The organism is Ferrimonas sp. YIN67 (assembly GCF_057219095.1).
Map to the genome: position 1 here is coordinate 144,434 of NZ_JBXVVJ010000008.1, position 17,513 is coordinate 161,946.

A 17,513-nucleotide genomic window follows, 5' to 3' on the forward strand; every position below is an offset into this window, starting at 1 on the left:
GGTCCCGGCGCTATGCTGGCGGACATGGATAGCTCTTTCCCCCTCTTGTCACGACCGCACCCACTGGATCCTGGCCAATGCCGGAATGCTCGGCTGAGCAGGGATCCCCGTTTTGACGGCCGTTTCTATACTGGTGTCTGGACGACGGGGATCTATTGTCGGCCCGTATGCCCGGTGAAGCCCCCGCTGGAGAAAAACGTCAGCTACTTTGCCAGTGCGGCGCTGGCCGAAGCCCAGGGGCTGCGCCCCTGTCTGCGCTGTCGACCAGAGCTGGCGCCGCCGAGCCATGATCTGCGGGCCCATCTGCCGCGCTTGCACCGAGCCATCGCCCTGCTTCACAGCGGGCAGGTGGGCTCGGTCGCGGCTCTCGCCAGATCGTGCTGCATCAGTGAACGTCAACTGCGGCGCCTGTTTCAGCAACATCTGGGCGTGTCCCCCCTCCAGATGCTGGCGACCCAGAGGTTGTTGCAAGCGAAGCAGTTGTTGACCGATTCAACCTTGCCGGTCACGGATGTGGCGTTTGCCAGTGGCTTTCACAGTGTGCGTCGTTTCAATGATGCCTTCCTCGCGGCCTATCGCATGGCCCCGGGGCAGTTTCGTCGAAGCCAGCTTGGTGATTCGCACCCTTTGGTGCAACTGCGTTTGCCGTATCGACCCCCTTTGGATCTGCCCGCCTTGATGGCGTTTTTCGCACAGCGAGCCGTGGCGGGGATCGAATCGGTCGAGCAGGGGGTGTATCATCGCCAGCTCGATCCACAGCAGGGATTTCGCGTGCGTCAGGGCGACGGGGATCATCTATTGCTGGAACCCTATGGTTTGCCTCCCCAGGCCTGGCCGGATCTGCAGGTTCGGGTTCGCCGCATGTGGGATCTGGAGGCGCAGCCCGATGGCATTGGATCTTTCCTGGCAGCGGATAAGGTGCTGGCGCCGCTCGCCAGGCGATGGCCAGGTTTGCGTATGCCGAGTTATTTCAATGGCTGGGAAGCGCTATTACGGGCCATTGTCGGCCAGCAGATCACGGTGTCCGGTGCCATGACGCTGCTTGGGCGGCTGGTGGCGCGTCATGGGGCAATGGGGGGCTTCGGTTTGCCATCACCGCATGCCCTGTTGGCCATGGATCTGGATGGGATCGGCATGCCTGGTAGCCGAGTGCGAACCCTCAAGGCGGTCGCCGAGTTCGCCCAGCAATGGAAGACCGATGGACAAGGCGTTCAGGCGCTGGAGCGGTGGCCGGATCCCGAACTTACGGTTCAGGCATTGGGGGCGATCAAAGGGGTTGGCCCTTGGACCCTGGATTATTGGCGGCTGCGCAGTGGCCTGGACCCGGACAGCTTTCCTGCCAATGATGCGGTGTTGCTGAAACAGGCTCGCCAGTTAGGCCTGGCCCAGGATGCGAAGACACTGGCAAGACAGGCGGAACAGTGGGCTCCCTGGCGCGGCTATGGGGCCACGCTGTTGTGGCAGTCAGCGACACACTCAACTTATTCCAAGACAGGATCATGACAACATGATGTTATATCGAATGATCGTTTCCCCATTCGGCCAGGTGCTGATCGCTGGCGATGGGGCGGGATTACGCCATATAGGTTTTCAAGAGGGCCTCCAGCCCGTGGGGATTGCCCCCCAGTGGCGTCGGGATGACACGGCCTTTGCCGATGTGGTGAGCCAGTTAAACGAGTACTTTCGTGGTGAACGTCGGGCGTTTTCCCTCACACTCGCTCCCCAGGGGACCGAGTTTCAACGTACTGTGTGGTCTGCCTTGCAGCAGATCCCCTATGGCAAGACCGCCAGTTATGGTGAGATCGCGACCGTCATTGGCAGGCCCAAGGCGGTCCGTGCATTGGGGGCCGCCAATGGCCGTAACCCCTTGCCCGTGGTGATCCCCTGTCACCGAGTGATAGGCGCCGATGGCAGCCTGACGGGCTTTGCCGGAGGCTTGACGCTCAAGCGAGCACTCCTGGCTCTGGAGCAGGGGGAAACGGCTTTGTTGAAGGAGTCTCGTTGATCTTGTTGATTGGCTGTTGCACACTTGCTGAAAAATAAGGAGTTCGCATTGATGGAACCGATCGAATTTTTGTTGTCTCGTCACTCCAATCCCCGCCTGAACGAACCCGGCCCAACACAGCAACAGTTAGAGCAGATCTTCGCAGCCGGATACCGTGCCCCGGATCATGCTGGACTGAAACCGTTTGAATTTGTTGTCGCTCAGGGGGAGGGACTCAATCGCCTGGGGGAGATCTTCTTCCAGGCCGCTGTCGCCGACGGTGCCCAGGGAGAGGCCCTGGCCCGGGCCCGCTTGCTACCCACTCGGGCACCCATGGTGATCACCGTGATTGCCAAGGTGACTCAGCACCCGAAAGTTCCGGCCATAGAACAGCACCTGTCGGCAGGATGTGCCCTGATGTTGATGCAGCAGATGGCGCAGGCGCAGGGACTGGGGGGGATCTGGCGTACCGGCAGCTATGCACGTCATCCACGGGTGCGGGAGATGCTCGGTGTCGAAGGGGAAGATGAGATCGTTGGCTTCCTCTACCTGGGAACGCCAAACAAAGCCACCTCACCGAGTCGCTCTGCCGTGCCCGAACGGATGATCCGTCAGCTGTGATGCCAAGGGGCAACAAGGTAACGCCAAGTCTGCCGATGCAGCTTGGCGTTTTTTCATCACGGGATCCCGACAGGTGGCGCTCTTCGCGCTACGCTCATAGATGAGCATGCAGAACGGGTAAATAGGGGTAAAGCAGTGGAAAAACAGCAGGAAAAATCGAAATTGCCGAATCGCTGGTTGCATCGCTCAGGGTGGATCCTGGCGGTATTCGTGCTTTATCTGCTGCTCACCGGCTGGGGCTTGCCCCGGCTGCTACAGGCCCAGTTGCCCAAGTGGGTCGCACAGAACCTGGCAGGTACCTTGACCATAGGTGAAACTCGCTTTCATCCCTTGCGCTGGCGCCTTGAGATGGCGGCGATCACCCTGACGGATCTGGGTGGGGAAAAGGTTGCCAGCCTGGACCGCCTGAGAGTGGATCTGGATCCCTGGCTGTCGCTTTTTACCTTTAAAGGACAGGTTCGCGAATTGGCCCTACACGGCCCTGCCGTACACTATCGTGAATATGAGCAAGGGGAGACGAACCTGTCCCGCCTGTTGGCCCCGATGCAGACCACGGCAGCGACGCCAGCGTCGGACCAAGGCGGGCTCCCCGGCCTGAAGTTTGCTGAGATCGAGCTGGTGAGTGGCCAAGTTGGCTATCATCCCCTGGATGATCCTTCGTTACTCTTTGCCGATCTGACGCTAACGGCTCAGGATCTCCATATTGATGGGAAAGGGAATCAGCTGGCCGTAGCCTTGACGGGTCCCGGCGGTGGTCGATTGCAATTGGCCCTGGCAGCCACCTTCTCGCCTTTGAACTTGTTGGCCGATCTCAGCCTTGATAATGCCGATCTGCTTCACTACTGGCCATTAGTGGAGAACGGCTTCCGCTTTTATCCCGACAGCGCAAAGCTGGATCTCAATGCCCAATTACAATTGAGCCAACCGCAGGCTGAGCCGCTGCAACTGCTGATCAAGCAGGGCCGGTTGAGTGTGCGGGAGCTGAGCCTGAGCCAGGAGCAAACGCCTTTCCTGCAGCTTGAGCAGATCGGTGTCGAGTCGGTGCAGCTGGATCTGTCGGCACGCACGGTGGATATCGCCGAGGTTCGACTCGGACCGGGCTGGGCGACAGTAACGCAGACTGCCAGTGGGGTGGATTGGGTTGAGATCTTCGCTCCCGTTGAACGGGACGTAGGGGCCAGTCCGTCGGAACCGGTCCAACAGGCCACGGAAACGGTGAGTCCACCGGAGTCTCCAGGGTGGCAGGTCATGCTGGATGAGATGATGCTCGATGAGTTCAGGGTGGCGTTTCGGGATCCTGCGCGGGAGGCCCACTGGCAGCTGCTCCTGAGCCAGTTGGCGTTAGGGCCACTGGGCACAGATCTGACCCAGCCCGTGTTGGTGGATCTCGATGGGCAGATCAACCAGGGCGGCACCCTTCGCCTGGATGGAGAGATCACGCCTGTGCCCCTGACAGCGGCCCTGGATCTGCAGCTGGAGACGTTTGACCTGGCGGACACGCGGCCCTACTGGCAGGATTCGGCTCACTTGACCCTGCCAAGCGGCACCCTGAGCAGTCAGGGAAGGTTGACGATCGCCTCGCTGGAGCCGCTGGATATGAATTTCGATGGGCAACTGGAAGTGGCCGATCTGATCACCCAGGATTCAGCGGGAAACAGGGATTTTATAAAATGGTCACGGCTGGTGGCTGCCCCCCTGAGCTTTGCCACCCAGCCCATGGCCTTGACCATCGAAGAGGTGTCACTGGAGCAGCCCTATGCCCGAGTGATCATCAATGAGGATGGCAGCACCAACCTGAAGCAGATCCTGGGCCCAGATGATCCGAGTGGATCCTTGAGTCCCTCCGCCACCCAGGAAGCCATTGCTCAACCTGCCCCGGCTTCCGCCGAGCCTTCACTGTCGATGGCGATCGACCGTATCCTTTTCAGCGATGGGGCGGCCTTCTTTGCCGATAATACCCTGACGCCCAAGTTTGCTACCGGGATAGAGAAGCTGTCCGGCAGTATTGAGGGGTTAAACTCGGACCCGGCGGCAAGGGCTAAGGTGGCGATCACCGGCCAGGTCGACCGTTATGCCCCGGTCAGTCTTCAGGGTGAACTGCAGCCACTGGCTGCCGACAAGTATCTGGATCTGGCCCTGCGCTTCGACAACCTTGAGTTGACCCGCTTGAACTCCTATTCCGGGACCTATGCGGGTTATTTCATCGATCAGGGGCAGCTGGATCTGGCGCTGAACTATCGGCTCGATGGTACGACCCTCAAGGGGAGCAACCGTGTGGTGGTGGACAAGTTGAAGCTGGGTAAGCGCAGCGGCTCGGATAAGGCGACGGATCTGCCTGTGGCGCTGGCAGTGGCCCTGATGCAGGATGGTGATGGAGTGATCGATCTTGGCCTGGAGGTGCAGGGGGATGTCGAGGATCCGGAATTTGCCATTGGTCCCTTGGTGTTAAAGGCCTTGACCAATGCCATTACCAAGCTGGTAACGGCCCCATTTAATCTCCTTGGCAAACTACTGGGGGGGGATCCCCCCGATAATGAGGTTGCATTTGAACCCGGCAGCGCGCAGATCCCTCTGTCTGAGCGCGCCGCGCTGGAGCGTTTGGTTCAGGCCTTGGAGCAGCGGCCGAAACTGACTCTATCGGTATCGGCTAGTGTTGAGTCGTCCAGTGATCGTTTGGCCCTGGCCGTCCCCAGGCTCAATGCCAGGCTCGGCTTGGCCGAAGACATGGATCCCGCGGACCTGTCGGCCCAAGAGGGTGCGGCGCTGAGTCAGGCCTATGATAAGGACTATGGCCAGGGCGCGGCACAGACCCTGTTGGCGGCTGCACCATCGCCTCAGGCGGGATATCAGCAGCTCCATCAATTGTTGCTGGCCAATGAGAACGTATCCACTGAGGAGCTGGGCTTACTGGCGTCTCAGCGAGCCGATGCGGTCAAGAGGATGCTCAGCGAAGAGCTGGGGCTGTCGGCCGAGCGTATCTTCTTACGGGAAAGCCGGGTGGAACTGGAATACTCGGGGGCTAAAGCGGTACTGGAGCTCAGCGCCGGCCTGTGATGGGTTTGTGATCCCGGATCGAGCCTTGGATCTGAGCCGGCCAAGTCGGGGCAACGACATACTCAGGCCAGCCATCCAGTGATGGCTGGCGAACTGCCTGTCTGACCGCCTCAGGTTTTATAGGCGCCGACTTGCCGTTTTAGCTCGGTAAAGTCTTGCTCCATATGATGAAGTGTTTCGTCGGTGGTGCGAATATGATTGAGGGTTTGATCCGATAGCTGGGCGACGGTGAGCACACTCTGATTGATCTCGTTGGCCACCACGGTTTGCTGCTCCGAGGCGGTCGCGGTCTGGGCGATAAGTTGGTTGAGTCGGTCGACCGCCGTGAAGAGCTCGTCAAACTGGGCATGGTTATTTTCCACTTCCTGAGTCGCATGACAGGTCAGATCATGGCTGCCTTGCATCGCCGTGTGGGCCAACTCTGAGCCGGAGATCAGGGTGGCAAGCAGGGTGTGGATCTCATTGGTGGCACCTTGGGTTCGTCCGGCCAGCGAACGGACCTCATCGGCGACGACGGCAAAGCCCCGGCCCTGTTCACCCGCCCGGGCCGCTTCAATCGCTGCATTGAGTGCCAAGAGGTTGGTTTGCTCTGCGATCCCTTCGATGGTGCTGAGGATCCCCCGGATCTTTTCTGTGCTGTCGGTCAGCGCCTGAACGCGCTCGAAGCTGTTTTGGATCTCACTCTCCATCTGTGTCATGACCTGTTGGATTTGACCCAGTCTCTGCTTACTCTCTTGGCAGTGTTGGCCCACCTGCTCCGTTTCGCTGGCCGCCGACTGCATTCCTGCTGCGATGGATTCGCTGGTTTGGCTCATTTGGGTCATGGCAGTGGCGATCTGATCCGTCATATTGTGCTGCTCGTCCGCGCTGTGACGGGCGGCATCGGCGGCGGCAGCGATGCTCTGCAGTTGACTCAGGTTGTTCTCTATGCGGCCTTGGGTCTGGTTAAAGACCCTGGCCATATCGTCAAGATGATCATCCATGGAGCGGACGATTTGGTTGAGCTCATTCTGGCTATGCCGGGTATTGGCCAGCTGGCTGCGGGCGGTGAGATCTTTTTCAATCGCCACTCGGTGGAGAGTCTTCTGGATCCCGGTAACGCGGGCAGCAAGGAAGCGATCCAGTCGCCAGGTCAGGGCGCCCAACGCCATCAGCATCAAGGTGAACAGGCCGACGTTAAGCCAGAGGTGACGGGAGGCGCGATGGTACTCCTGCTGACTCAAGGCGAGGTTGTCCTGCTTGAGCTCATCGGCCAGGGTTTTCAGATCCGTGATCCGCTTCGTCGCCAGGCTAAACCAGTTATTCGGGCCTGTGACCGCTTCCAGTTTCTGACGATTGACAAATTCCGTGCTGATCCGAGCGATCTCTTGCCAGTGTGAGGCTTGCTCCAAGGCTGTAAGTTGTGTCTGCCAATGGGGTGAGGTCAACTGCTGAAACTGCTCCAAGTGGGCTTGACTGCTACTGAGGTAAGCGGTGATCTCACTGTGCTGACGCTGGGTGGCACGACCGGCGGCAAACACCCCATTGAGTTTACCCCGGACCTGTCCTGCCTGCTCTTTGACGCTCAGGAGTAACCAATGGATCTGGGCCTGTTGGCGCAGCGTCGGCTCATCCAGGGCCAAGATCAGCTGCGCGATTCCGGTCAGGGCCAGCTGGTTTAGCCGGGAGTAATAGGCAAAAGGTTGTGCGCCGGGCTCAAGCGCGTCGACCCTCTTGCGCAGAGCGTCCCTGTGCGCCAGCTGGCCTCGAATCGGTGCCAGGATCCGGCTGACGATTTCGGGCCCGAGGGCGGGATATTCCGTCGGTGTGATGGCAGTGAGCGCGTCGCCCGCGCGATCCGCCTGCTGGCGTTGCGCCAGTACTTTATCGAGCCGTTCGGGGCTCGGGGCGGCCAGGTAACCGGCGGTCAAGCCCCTTTCGACGGCGTGCTGATGAGCCAGTTCGTCGAGTAAAGTGGCCAGCTCTATCGCTTCCTGGCCCATCTGCCCCTGAGTGACCCGATCCGACAGGTGACCGATCCACAACCCAAGGCTGATCATGGCGAAGAGCAGGGGAAGCAGGATAAGTAAGCGAACAGAGAGGGAGATCTTGAGCTTATTCAGCATATTCATGGCGAGATAACATCCACTGTCAAAAATACCAAAACCCGTCACTGGGCCTTTTGAGCATAGAGTAATGACGGATGAGAAGCAGGCGATTAGTCAAAGTTAGGTAAAGGTCTCAGCTGCCCGTTTTGCTCGATGTTTCTATCTATTAGCATGCACCAGCATACGTGATCTAAAGGTTATTTTTCTACGCGCGTATGTGAACGTGAGGGGATTTTGACTCGCCCGGACCTATACCCAGGTATAGCTCGATGTCGTGTGAACTCCCGGTGTGAGGGACGCCAACAGATCCGCTGTGCAGTGTGAAGAGGACACGGAAGCAAGATGCATAAACGTATAACCAATCAGCCGACAAGGCTTTGCGCCGGTCTAATGTTGATCGGGGCCAGTTGTGCCACGAGCGCTTGGGCACAAGATGGCCTAGCCGATGAAGTCGTTAGCCTGAATCGGATCGATCTGGCCCAGCAGAAACACAGTAGCGAGGTGCGCTCGGATGAACGCCAGCGTCCATATCGAGTACCACTGCAACGTGATGATGGCATACGTGTGGGCGACCTGAACGAGGCTGAACTCGATACGTCGGGCATTGCGACGCTCAGAGCGAAGATCGGCGGCGGAGAGTATGGTCAGATCAACAGCCTGCTTATCCACCACAAGGGCCAGTTACTGGTGGAGGAGTACTGGGGCAGCGGTGAGATTGACACGCCCCACTACCTCTTTTCCATTACGAAAAATATCATGTCCAATGCCATAGGCAAGGCGATTGAGCAGGGCAAGATCGCCAGCGTCGATGACCGGATCCTGGATTATTTTCCCGCCCTGAAAAATAAACCCTTGGCAGAGGGCGTGGCGCAGATCCGCATTCGGGATCTGCTCACCATGCGTTCTGGCCTGCGCTTTGACGGGGCCAAAGACGGCATCAAGCTCACCCTGGATAACCATGTTGAGCAATACCTGACGTTGACAGAGCCGGTGACGCCAGGGAGGGCCTTCAAATATCAGGGGGCGGATGTGGACATCTTGAATCACATCCTGTTTGAGACGACGGGCCAGACGTTGGCGCAGTATGCCCAGCAGCATCTGCTTTCTCCCCTCGGGATCACGAATTTGCATTGGGAAGAGTCCGCATGTGGCCTGACCAAGGCCAGCTCCGGTCTGTATCTGACCTCCCGTGACATGTTGAAGCTTGGATTAACCACCCAGGGGGGCGGGCAGTGGAATGGCACGCGGATCCTGAGTCAGGCATGGATGGAGGAAGCGACCTCGGCCAAGACGCCCAACGGCAAATATGGCTACTTCTGGTGGACGGAGGATTTCAAGGTCGAGGGTAAGCCGGTGGAGACTATTTCCGGTCGCGGGGCCCGTGGCCAATTCATCTACATGATGCCCGAGCTTGAACTGGTGGTAGTGGTGACCAGCAGCAATTCGGGGCCAGATCGTCGCCGCCCCTTTGAGTTTACGCCGCAATATATTCTGCCGGCCTTTATGTCAGAATGAAAAAGCGCAGCCTCAAGGCTGCGCTTTTTTACCTGGGCTTACTGAGCCTGGGCTGGCTTGCGGTTGCCCGATGGACGACGGCGCCGGTTGCCTGCGGGCTTGTTGCCGCTGTTGCTGGCATTGGCGCCACCAGCTGAGTTGCCGCCCCGGCCACGACGTCCTCGGGGGGAGCGCTCGCTGTCGCGGTGCTGGCTGTCACTGCCGTGATCCCGAACGCCCCGCTGGCCATCCTGATGCTCCGCCTTGGGCTTCTTTGGTTTCTTTGGCTTTTTCGGGGCTCGGATCGGTTTGGACTCCGGCAGGGGGTGAACCATCTCGTAGCCATCCATCAAGACACGCTCCAGGTGGCGCTGGATCAACTGCTCGATCTTCACCAGCAGTTCATGCTCGTCGGCACACACCAGAGAGATCGCCTTGCCGGATGCGCCAGCACGGCCGGTACGGCCGATGCGGTGAACATAATCCTCAGCCACTTGCGGCAGCTCGTAGTTGACCACCTGGGGCAGTTGGTCAATATCCAGACCTCGGGCGGCGATGTCGGTGGCCACCAGGACGCGAATGCTGCCGTCTTTGAAGTTAGCCAGTGCCTTGGTACGGGCCCCCTGGCTTTTGTTGCCGTGGATGGCGGCGGCGCTGATCCCGCCTTCGTCCAGGTAACGGGTTAGCTTATTGGCACCGTGTTTGGTCTTGGTAAACACCAGCACCTGCTGCCAGTCGTTGTCGATAATGAGATCGGTCAGCAGCTTGGGCTTTTTCTTCTTATCGACCGGGTGCAGCCACTGCTCAACGGTTTTAGCGGTGGAGTTTTTCGGCGTGACCGAGATCTCGACCGGGTTGTGCACCAGCCCCTTGGCCAGGGCACGGATCTCGTCGGAGAAGGTGGCAGAGAACAGCAGGTTCTGACGTTGCTTGGGCAGGAAAGCCAAGATCTTCTTGATGTCGCGAATAAAGCCCATATCCAGCATGCGGTCGGCTTCATCCAGGATCAGCACTTCCAGGCTGTCGAAACGGATGGCGTTTTGCTGGTAGAGATCCAGCAGACGACCCGGGGTAGCCACCAGAACATCTACGCCACCGCGCAGCTTTTGCATTTGTGGGTTGATTTTAACCCCCCCAAACACCACAGCACTGCGCATAGGCAGGTTCTTACCATAGATCTCTACGCTCTCACCGACCTGAGCAGCCAGCTCTCGGGTGGGGGTCAGCACCAGGGCTCGGGCCTGATTATTGCGGGCACGCTGTCCCTTGGACAGACGCTCCAGCAATGGCAGGGTGAAACCTGCGGTCTTGCCGGTTCCGGTCTGGGCGGCAGCCATCACATCCTTACCCTCCAACACGGCGGGGATCGCCTGGGCTTGAATAGGGGATGGGGTGTCATAGCCTTTGTCAGCAACGGCAGACAGGATGGGCGCAGACAAGCCCAGCTCGGAAAAATGCATAGTCGATCTCAATATCAAAATGGCGACAGGCCGCCAGGGGGCAGGCAGCGTACCCGATAGGCAACGGCAGTGCAATCACTTGGCGGCCAAGGAGTGGCTGTACAATTATGCAAAGGATGGACTCAGATCTATGTTTCTGCATGAGTAAGTCAGTTAGCATAGAGGCTCACTCGCGGTTTTGCCGCCATTGTGAGTCGAATATCAAGGAGTGTCTTTATGACGATATCGCCCCCTCTTACTCAGTTTGTTGATGAGTTTCCCCTGGGACTGGATCACAGGATCCCCGCGCTGGGTCTGGGTACATGGAAATCCACGCCTGGTGAAGTGTATGAGGCGGTTCGTGAGGCGATCCGCCTGGGTTATCGGCACATTGATTGCGCCTTTGCCTATGACAATGAAGCGGAGATCGGTGACGCGCTGGATGATGCCATGGCCGATGGAGAGGTGACCCGGGAAGCGCTCTTTATCACCTCCAAACTGTGGAACAGCTACCACCATCCCGAGTTTGTCGAGCCGGTGTTACGCCAGACCCTGGAGGCCCTGAAGCTGGACCAACTGGATCTTTACCTGATGCACTGGCCGGTAGCCTTCAAACCTGGTGTGGGGTTTGCCAGCTCACCTGAACAGTATGTTTCTCTTGAGGAGGTGCCGCTGATCGAGACTTGGCGTGCGATGGAGGCCTGTGTGGATAAGGGGCTGATCCGCAGCATCGGAGTCTCCAATTTCAGCGAGAGCAAGCTCGAGGCGCTACTGAGTCAGGCGCGGATCCCGCCGGTGAACAATCAGGTGGAGTTGCACCCTTATCTGCAACAGGCCTCTTTGGTTCGTTATTGCCATCGAAACGGGATCTCTGTGACGGCTTATGCCCCGTTGGGATCCGGGGACCGCCCGGAATTTCTGCGTAACGATGATGATCCCAGGCTGCTGTGCCATCCACAGATCGTGGCCATTGCCGATAAGCATGATGCGACGCCGGCTCAGATCTTGCTGGCCTGGAACCTGGCACGTCAGGTGGCGGTGATCCCGAAATCCGTCAGCCCTCAGCGTCTGGCACAGAACCTGGCGGCTGCCAAGTTAACCCTGGATCGGGATGATATGGCGGCCATCGCGGCGATGGACAAACATTATCGCTATTTCAGTGCAGAGTTTTGGACCGGTGAGGGCAGTCCCTATACCCAGGCGGCCCTCTGGGATGAGTAGATCCCCTATGCTTGGGTGAGCCCTCCGGGTTGATCGTATTGATCGAGGGGGGCACTGCACTGTGCGTCGGGGCTCTCCTTAGCACGATTCTCAACAGGCAGAGGTTGATATGGCTGATGCGACGCTATTGACCTTCGTACAGGCCGCATTGCGAGGCGGGGCCTCCAGAGAGGAGACGGAGCGTGTCCTGCTGGAGGCGGGTTGGTCGAAAGAGCAAGTGGCGGCCGCCCTGGCGGCCTATGCACCGATCGAATTTTCAATACCTGTGCCGCGGCCCAGAGCCCAACTCTTGGCCCGTGATGCGTTCTTGTACCTTGTGATGTTCGGCATGCTCTATCTCAGCGTGTGGAATTTGGGCAAGCTGCTGTTCCAGTTTATCCATATGGCCTTTCCCGATCCTGTGGCAGTCCGCTACGGAGATCCAATTGCGCGAAATATTCGCGGGTCCGTGTCTGCACTGGTGGTGGCATTTCCTCTCTTTCTCTATGTCGCCATCCGCATTGCCCGGCAGCTGCAAACCGATGCTTCTCGACGGCTTTCCTCTGTGCGCAAGTGGCTGACCTATCTCACCCTGACCCTCGCAGTCTGCGTGATTGTCGGCGATCTGATCGGCCTGCTGAACGGATGGCTGTCGGGCGATCTGACGGTCCGTTTTGTGCTCAAATCCCTTGTGGTCGGTGGACTTGCCGGCGCCATCTTCGGCTACTACTTCTGGCTGATGCGCAGTGATGAAGCGGCGCTTAATCGATGAATCGGCAATACGCGGTGGCTGATGGGCGTGTCGTCCGTGGAGTACCGGCTGTTTAGGGGATGTCCGATAGGAGCGCGGATCGGAACGTCCTGCCCAAACGGGTTGAGCTGCGCTGGCGAGGAGTGTTGACCCTGAGTCGGGGGGCGCGCCCTGTCAGGCATTGGACTGAGTAACACCGAGCGGTAATGTTTGCATTGCAGTTATTTCGAAGGGAGCAACAACGCCAAGGCTGACTTAACAGTTAACCCTGGCAGAGCTCCATTTGTGAGTGTTAGGAAAAACCTGGAACATTCTGTTTGATATAGTTAAAAATAACGCTGACGGCATCATCCTGATCGACGTCCAGGGTGACGCTGCCGTTATTTTCATCGGTGATCTGCCATGCCGCCACCGCTTTTTTACCCCCAGGTAAACTGGCCCTTTCATTTAACTGGTTGGTGGGAGCCATGCTAAAGGCCAAGACGGAGATGTTCGCCAAGTACAAACTCTCATTGGCATTGTCGACGGTATAAGTGACGTTGTTCAGTTTCTGTTCCGGGTGGCCATAGATATCTCCCATCCAGGCGACGATCCTGTTTGCTCCCCGTCGCCACTTGATCAGGCCGCTATCGGCACTGAGCTGAGTCAGGGCATAGACTTGGGATTCGGCCGCGTCGCCTCCGCCGAAGACGGTTAAATTTTGCAGGGCGGCAGTTAACTGGGTTTTGTCTGCGGTGATCCCTTGAAGGATCCCATACTCGTCGTAGCTGTTCTCGACATCGATATCACGATAATAGCCGAGTCCAATCTGGAGATCACACTTGGCACATTGAGCGGTTTGCTCATAGGTTTGCACAATATTATTTTTTACATTCGCAATGCAATTGCTCATGCTGCCGGTCGCATCGACCAGAAAAAAAATATCGACTTTTGGTTTTCCGTCCATGGAAATAATTCCTTGTTGAGTTTGGTATGAGAGTGAGGACGCCAACCTGAGTCAGGATTTTCTCAGTCGGCAAATAAAGGTAGGAAGCAAGGTGTCCTTTTGCAAGGAGGGCTTTTGCTGGCGTCAGTCATCAGGTGTTGTTTACAGAGCTGTCCTAAAGGGATCATCGCGAGAATAAAAAGGCCACCCGCTTGGGTGGCCTCTTCAGAGCATCACTGGCTTCAGGGCAGGATGATGTGCGGCACAAAGCGGGAGAGATCTTGGGTGATGCGACTGTGATCTTCGCGCACCGACATGCCTGCGGCGTGGTCGCCGACGATCCAGGAGCCGATCAGGGCGTGGTCGTCGCCAAACTTGGGTAACTGGGTGTAACCCTGATAGATCACCCCCTCTTCGCCGTACTCGCCGCCGGAGCTTTCCACCACCTTGCCATTTTCGATGATCTCGATATTGGCCCCTTCCCGGGAGTAGATGGGCTTCTTCACCAGCTTGGACTCGGTGCAGGTGTCTAGAAAGTCCGGGAAGTAGGCGGGCAGCAGGTTGGGGTGGCCCTTGTGGTTGTGCCAGAGTACCGGGAGGATCGCCTTGTTGGAGAGGATCGACTTCCAGGCCGGCTCCAGCCAGCGAACATTGGCCTTTTGCACATACTGGGCAAACTCTTCGCGCAGCATAAACTCCCAGGGGTAGAGCTTGAAGCAGGCGCGAATGTCGTTGCCGCTGGCGTCGACGAACTGGTCCATCTTGCCCAGGCCCATCTGCTCGATGGCGGTGTAGTGGGTCGTCAGGCCAGCCTCGGCGGCGCAATCTTCCAGGTACTGCACCGTGCCCCGATCCTCGACGCTCTCTTCGCAGGACGCAAAGTGCAGGGGCACGGGTGGCCACTGCTGCTTAAGCTCGGCGAAGCGGTTGATCAGGGCTTCCTGGATGGCGTTGAATTGATCCGAGCCCGGTTGCAGGGTGCCATCCTTGAGGCGATCCTCCAGCCAGAGCCACTGGAAGAAGGCGGACTCGTACAGGGAGGTGGGGGTGTCGGCGTTGTATTCCAGAAACTTGGCTGGTCCTTTACCGTCGTAGGCCAGATCCATCCGGCCATAGAGGCTGGGCTCCTTCAGGCGCCAGGAGGAGGCGACGAGATCCCAGTGCTCCTCCGGGATGGCGAAACGGCGCAACAGGTTCTCATTGTTGACCACTTCCTCCACTACATCGAGGCACATCTGGTGCAACTCTTCGGTGGGGGCCTCAATGTCGTTTTCGATCTGATCCAGGGTAAAGGCGTAGTAGCGGCTTTCGTCCCAGTAGGGCTCGCCGTACAGGGTATGGAAGTTAAAGCCGTACTCTTCCGCCTGGGCCTTCCAGTGTGCTCGGGGGGTGATCAAATGACGCTGCATTTAGCCCCCGAAGCTGCGGCTGGTGGAACGTGAGCCGGTGGCGGATCGGCTGGCACTGGCCTTTTGTGCCGCCATGGTGCCAAAGCCGCCGGTACGGGTGACTCGAGTCGGCGCCGAGGGCTTTTGGAAGGCGGATGGACTGGTACGCACGGTACGATCGCCCCGGTTACCCACCACATCTCCCTTGCCGGTGACCAGTTTATCCTTGATGGGGGAGTTGGGCGCGGAGGAGCTGTAAACTGGTGCCTGGCGCGGTGCTCGGCCCCCCATCAGGTTGCCCATCATGTAGCCCATCATCATCGGCATGAACCAGCCTCCTCCGGCTGAGGACTGGGCTTGGTTCGGCTCCTGGCCCGGCTGCGAGGTACCAGCGATCGGGTTTTCCGGAGCGGCCTCACAGTTGCCAACCCCGAAGTCGGCTTCACACTGGGCCAGCCCGTCGAAGCGCGGCGCGGTGGCCAGGTGATCCATTTGGGCGGAGCCAAACACCTGATCACACAGGGCGGGCTGGTCCGGGTAGACCGCCTTGCACTCCGCGGCATTGCGGTAGATCTGGGCCTCCTCCTGCTTGGGGGCCGGGGCGCAGCCACTGAGGATCAGGGAGACGGACAGCGCCACCGTGGTGGCGGTGGGGACCGCTTTGCGGAAGCGGGCGCGGCGAACGTTACTGCTGCGTTTCATGGGGGCTCCTAGTAGGTCATGCAGGCGGCGTTGAACAGGCCGACACTGATGTTGATGCTGGCCAAGACCACGGCACCGGCGATCTGATTGTTCTTGATCTTGTCGACAATGGTGGGCAACACCACAAAGCGCACCAGGGTGAAGGTGAGCAGCTGGGCAGCCATGGCGACACCGGCCCAGATCAGAAAGTCGACGTAGGCAACGGAGTTGCTGGCGGCGGCCGACAGGGCCAGGGTGAAGCCCAGCAGGGCACCGCCGATGCTGATGGCCGCCGCGCTGTTGCCGTCTTTTTTAACCAGCTGCCACTCATCGAACGGGGTCAGCAGGGCATAGAGGTACTTGAATAGCACCATCAGGCCCAGGCCTGTGCCGAAGTAGGTCAGAAACGCGAACAGGCCTTCGAAAGACTCGGTCATGGTATTCCCTTATTGGCTGCGCTCATCAGAGCGGATCATCGAGGTAAACAGCAGTTATCGCCGATAGCGCTGAAAATGACAAGGCAGCTCGAACTAAATCGCGGAAATTTCAAACTTTATTAACCTTGTCGCTGCGCCGTTGCAAACCTGGTGAGGCTGCAGCTTGGCCGGCGTTGGCTTTGGCAACCGTGAGGCGGGGGATGAGACTGGGTCATCGCCGGCGCACAGATGGTGTGAGCCTGGGCTGGTAGTACGAGGATATGGATGCAATGGGGAAACAACAAAGGGGCTGCTAGCCCCCTGGAGTGGTCGTCAGGAAGCCTATGCGGCTTTGGACTTCTCTTCGCTGGCCGGCACGGCTTTGGCCTTGTTTTTTTCCAGATCTGCAATGATCTGACGGATGCGCTTGTTGCTGCTCTTACGATTGGCCATAAAGGGCTCCTTTCCTTGTAAATCCGAAAGTTATCTTAGGCACAGCCCGGCTTAAACGGCAAGGTAAAGTTCGTCCTTGGGGGCTTGTCACCCTCTGTACTGCCCCTCGGCGCCAGCCTGGTCGGGTGTCGAGGGGACCAGGGTGTCTTCGATCAGCCGTTGCAGCCGTTGGAGGCGTTGAGGTTGAGCCTGATGGCGGCGTTGTACCCGATAGATGGTTTCCTCGACCGGGTGGGGCAGGCGATGGACGGTCAGGGTGTCCTGTTTGGCAAAGGCCGCGACGGCATGGGCCGGTAGGATGGTGAACCCCAGTCCCCGGCTGACCGGCTCCAGGATCATGCCGATGTTATTGCAAAAGCCTCTCAGGGGGAGTTGGTCGAGCTGTTCAAATTGGGTGAAGTTGGCCCCCAGCAACAGGCGGGCATGGTGAGCACCATCCGGGTGGCCGATGTAGCCCATCCGCATCAGTTGCTGCCAATCTATTTCGGTCGAGGTGTTGGGGGTGATCAGTTGCAGGGCCTCGGAGGCGATGGCCACGCTGTGCAGCTCAGGGAGTTCCGATGGACGGGTCATGAGTGCCAGATCGAGTTGTCGCTGGGCCAGATCCCGCTCGATGGCGTCGTTGGGGGCGATACGGTAATCGATCACCAGATCCGGATGGCGGCATTGGCGCTCCAGCAGTAAGGGGTAGATCTTGAGTCCCAGGCTGCCGGGACTGGCCAGCCGGCACAGCCCAGAGTGGGGATCGTCCTGTGACAGCTCCCGCTCCAGTTGACTGAGTCGGGACAGGGTGTCCCCGGCCTGTTGATACACCAGCTGTCCCGCTTCGGTGAGGTGGAACTTCTTGCCTTCGCGCAGCAGCAGGGGCTGGCCATAGTGTGCTTCCAGTTTGCGGATCTGTTGGCTGACCCCGGGTTGAGTCATCGCCAGTTTCTCTGCCGTACGGGTAAAGTGGCCCGTTTCCACCAGGGTGCAGAAGGTGCGCAGCCAATGCAGATTAACCATAACCACTCATTATCA

14 protein-coding genes are annotated in these 17,513 nt (G+C 58.7%); 7 read left to right on the plus strand and 7 right to left on the minus strand.

What is annotated here, in order from left to right; all coding sequences use genetic code 11:
• The first annotated feature begins 24 nt into the window (after positions 1-24).
• The 4 genes from AC2D8U_RS16520 (at position 25) to AC2D8U_RS16535 (ending at position 5,659) form a co-directional block, all read left to right on the plus strand.
• The gene (locus AC2D8U_RS16520; protein ID WP_484620178.1) at positions 25-1,503 is read left to right on the plus strand and encodes a DNA-3-methyladenine glycosylase 2 family protein; all 1,479 of its coding nucleotides are present in this window, start codon (positions 25-27) and stop codon (positions 1,501-1,503) included.
• 4 nt (positions 1,504-1,507) lie between these two features.
• Positions 1,508-2,005, plus strand: a complete 498-nt coding sequence (locus AC2D8U_RS16525; RefSeq protein ID WP_484620179.1) for a methylated-DNA--[protein]-cysteine S-methyltransferase — start codon at positions 1,508-1,510, stop codon at positions 2,003-2,005.
• Between the two features lie 51 nt (positions 2,006-2,056).
• On the plus strand, positions 2,057-2,605 hold the full coding sequence (locus AC2D8U_RS16530; RefSeq protein ID WP_484620180.1) for an NAD(P)H nitroreductase: 549 nt from the start codon (positions 2,057-2,059) through the stop codon (positions 2,603-2,605).
• 135 nt (positions 2,606-2,740) lie between these two features.
• Positions 2,741-5,659 (plus strand): DUF748 domain-containing protein, encoded by a 2,919-nt coding sequence (locus AC2D8U_RS16535; protein ID WP_484620181.1) that lies wholly within the window; start codon positions 2,741-2,743, stop codon positions 5,657-5,659.
• 110 nt (positions 5,660-5,769) lie between these two features.
• Here the strand turns inward: AC2D8U_RS16535 and AC2D8U_RS16540 are convergent, their stop codons facing one another.
• On the minus strand, positions 5,770-7,770 hold the full coding sequence (locus AC2D8U_RS16540; protein WP_484620182.1) for a methyl-accepting chemotaxis protein: 2,001 nt from the start codon (positions 7,768-7,770) through the stop codon (positions 5,770-5,772).
• A gap of 318 nt (positions 7,771-8,088) precedes the next feature.
• Here AC2D8U_RS16540 and AC2D8U_RS16545 point away from each other — a divergent pair, with 318 nt between their 5' ends.
• Positions 8,089-9,261, plus strand: coding sequence for a serine hydrolase domain-containing protein (locus AC2D8U_RS16545; RefSeq protein WP_484620183.1), 1,173 nt, complete (start codon positions 8,089-8,091; stop codon positions 9,259-9,261).
• 38 nt (positions 9,262-9,299) lie between these two features.
• On the opposite strand, the gene AC2D8U_RS16550 is transcribed toward AC2D8U_RS16545, so the two are convergent.
• On the minus strand, positions 9,300-10,700 hold the full coding sequence (locus tag AC2D8U_RS16550) for a DEAD/DEAH box helicase (RefSeq protein WP_484620184.1): 1,401 nt from the start codon (positions 10,698-10,700) through the stop codon (positions 9,300-9,302).
• A 216-nt stretch (positions 10,701-10,916) separates the two neighbouring features.
• On the opposite strand from AC2D8U_RS16550, the gene AC2D8U_RS16555 reads away from it, so the two are divergent.
• Positions 10,917-11,900, plus strand: coding sequence for an aldo/keto reductase (locus AC2D8U_RS16555; protein ID WP_484620185.1), 984 nt, complete (start codon positions 10,917-10,919; stop codon positions 11,898-11,900).
• Between the two features lie 109 nt (positions 11,901-12,009).
• Entirely contained in the window at positions 12,010-12,651 is a 642-nt protein-coding gene (locus AC2D8U_RS16560) for a DUF5671 domain-containing protein (RefSeq protein WP_484620186.1), read from the plus strand.
• A 271-nt stretch (positions 12,652-12,922) separates the two neighbouring features.
• Here the strand turns inward: AC2D8U_RS16560 and AC2D8U_RS16565 are convergent, their stop codons facing one another.
• From AC2D8U_RS16565 to AC2D8U_RS16585, 5 genes are all read right to left on the minus strand, one after another.
• The gene (locus AC2D8U_RS16565; RefSeq protein WP_484620187.1) at positions 12,923-13,576 is read right to left on the minus strand and encodes a vWA domain-containing protein; all 654 of its coding nucleotides are present in this window, start codon (positions 13,574-13,576) and stop codon (positions 12,923-12,925) included.
• Positions 13,577-13,797: 221 nt separating this feature from the next.
• Positions 13,798-14,964, minus strand: coding sequence for a glutathionylspermidine synthase family protein (locus AC2D8U_RS16570; protein WP_484620188.1), 1,167 nt, complete (start codon positions 14,962-14,964; stop codon positions 13,798-13,800).
• Positions 14,965-15,645 (minus strand): DUF1190 domain-containing protein, encoded by a 681-nt coding sequence (locus AC2D8U_RS16575; protein ID WP_484620189.1) that lies wholly within the window; start codon positions 15,643-15,645, stop codon positions 14,965-14,967.
• Between the two features lie 8 nt (positions 15,646-15,653).
• Entirely contained in the window at positions 15,654-16,061 is a 408-nt protein-coding gene (locus tag AC2D8U_RS16580) for a DUF350 domain-containing protein (RefSeq protein ID WP_484620190.1), read from the minus strand.
• A 519-nt stretch (positions 16,062-16,580) separates the two neighbouring features.
• Positions 16,581-17,498: a LysR family transcriptional regulator gene (locus AC2D8U_RS16585; RefSeq protein ID WP_484620191.1), complete on the minus strand. Its 918-nt coding sequence runs from the start codon at positions 17,496-17,498 to the stop codon at positions 16,581-16,583.
• Positions 17,499-17,513 lie beyond the last annotated feature (15 nt).

Excerpts from the sequence above, each read along its gene's own strand:
- AC2D8U_RS16520 (WP_484620178.1), top strand. The coding sequence starts at position 25 with ATGGATAGCTCTTTCCCCCTCTTGTCACGACCGCACCCACTGGATCCT.
- AC2D8U_RS16525 (WP_484620179.1), top strand. The coding sequence starts at position 1,508 with ATGATGTTATATCGAATGATCGTTTCCCCATTCGGCCAGGTGCTGATC.
- AC2D8U_RS16530 (WP_484620180.1), top strand. The coding sequence starts at position 2,057 with ATGGAACCGATCGAATTTTTGTTGTCTCGTCACTCCAATCCCCGCCTG.
- AC2D8U_RS16540 (WP_484620182.1), bottom strand. The coding sequence starts at position 7,770 with ATGAATATGCTGAATAAGCTCAAGATCTCCCTCTCTGTTCGCTTACTT.
- AC2D8U_RS16545 (WP_484620183.1), top strand. The coding sequence starts at position 8,089 with ATGCATAAACGTATAACCAATCAGCCGACAAGGCTTTGCGCCGGTCTA.
- AC2D8U_RS16550 (WP_484620184.1), bottom strand. The coding sequence starts at position 10,700 with ATGCATTTTTCCGAGCTGGGCTTGTCTGCGCCCATCCTGTCTGCCGTT.
- AC2D8U_RS16555 (WP_484620185.1), top strand. The coding sequence starts at position 10,917 with ATGACGATATCGCCCCCTCTTACTCAGTTTGTTGATGAGTTTCCCCTG.
- AC2D8U_RS16560 (WP_484620186.1), top strand. The coding sequence starts at position 12,010 with ATGGCTGATGCGACGCTATTGACCTTCGTACAGGCCGCATTGCGAGGC.
- AC2D8U_RS16565 (WP_484620187.1), bottom strand. The coding sequence starts at position 13,576 with ATGGACGGAAAACCAAAAGTCGATATTTTTTTTCTGGTCGATGCGACC.
- AC2D8U_RS16570 (WP_484620188.1), bottom strand. The coding sequence starts at position 14,964 with ATGCAGCGTCATTTGATCACCCCCCGAGCACACTGGAAGGCCCAGGCG.
- AC2D8U_RS16575 (WP_484620189.1), bottom strand. The coding sequence starts at position 15,645 with ATGAAACGCAGCAGTAACGTTCGCCGCGCCCGCTTCCGCAAAGCGGTC.
- AC2D8U_RS16580 (WP_484620190.1), bottom strand. The coding sequence starts at position 16,061 with ATGACCGAGTCTTTCGAAGGCCTGTTCGCGTTTCTGACCTACTTCGGC.
- AC2D8U_RS16585 (WP_484620191.1), bottom strand. The coding sequence starts at position 17,498 with ATGGTTAATCTGCATTGGCTGCGCACCTTCTGCACCCTGGTGGAAACG.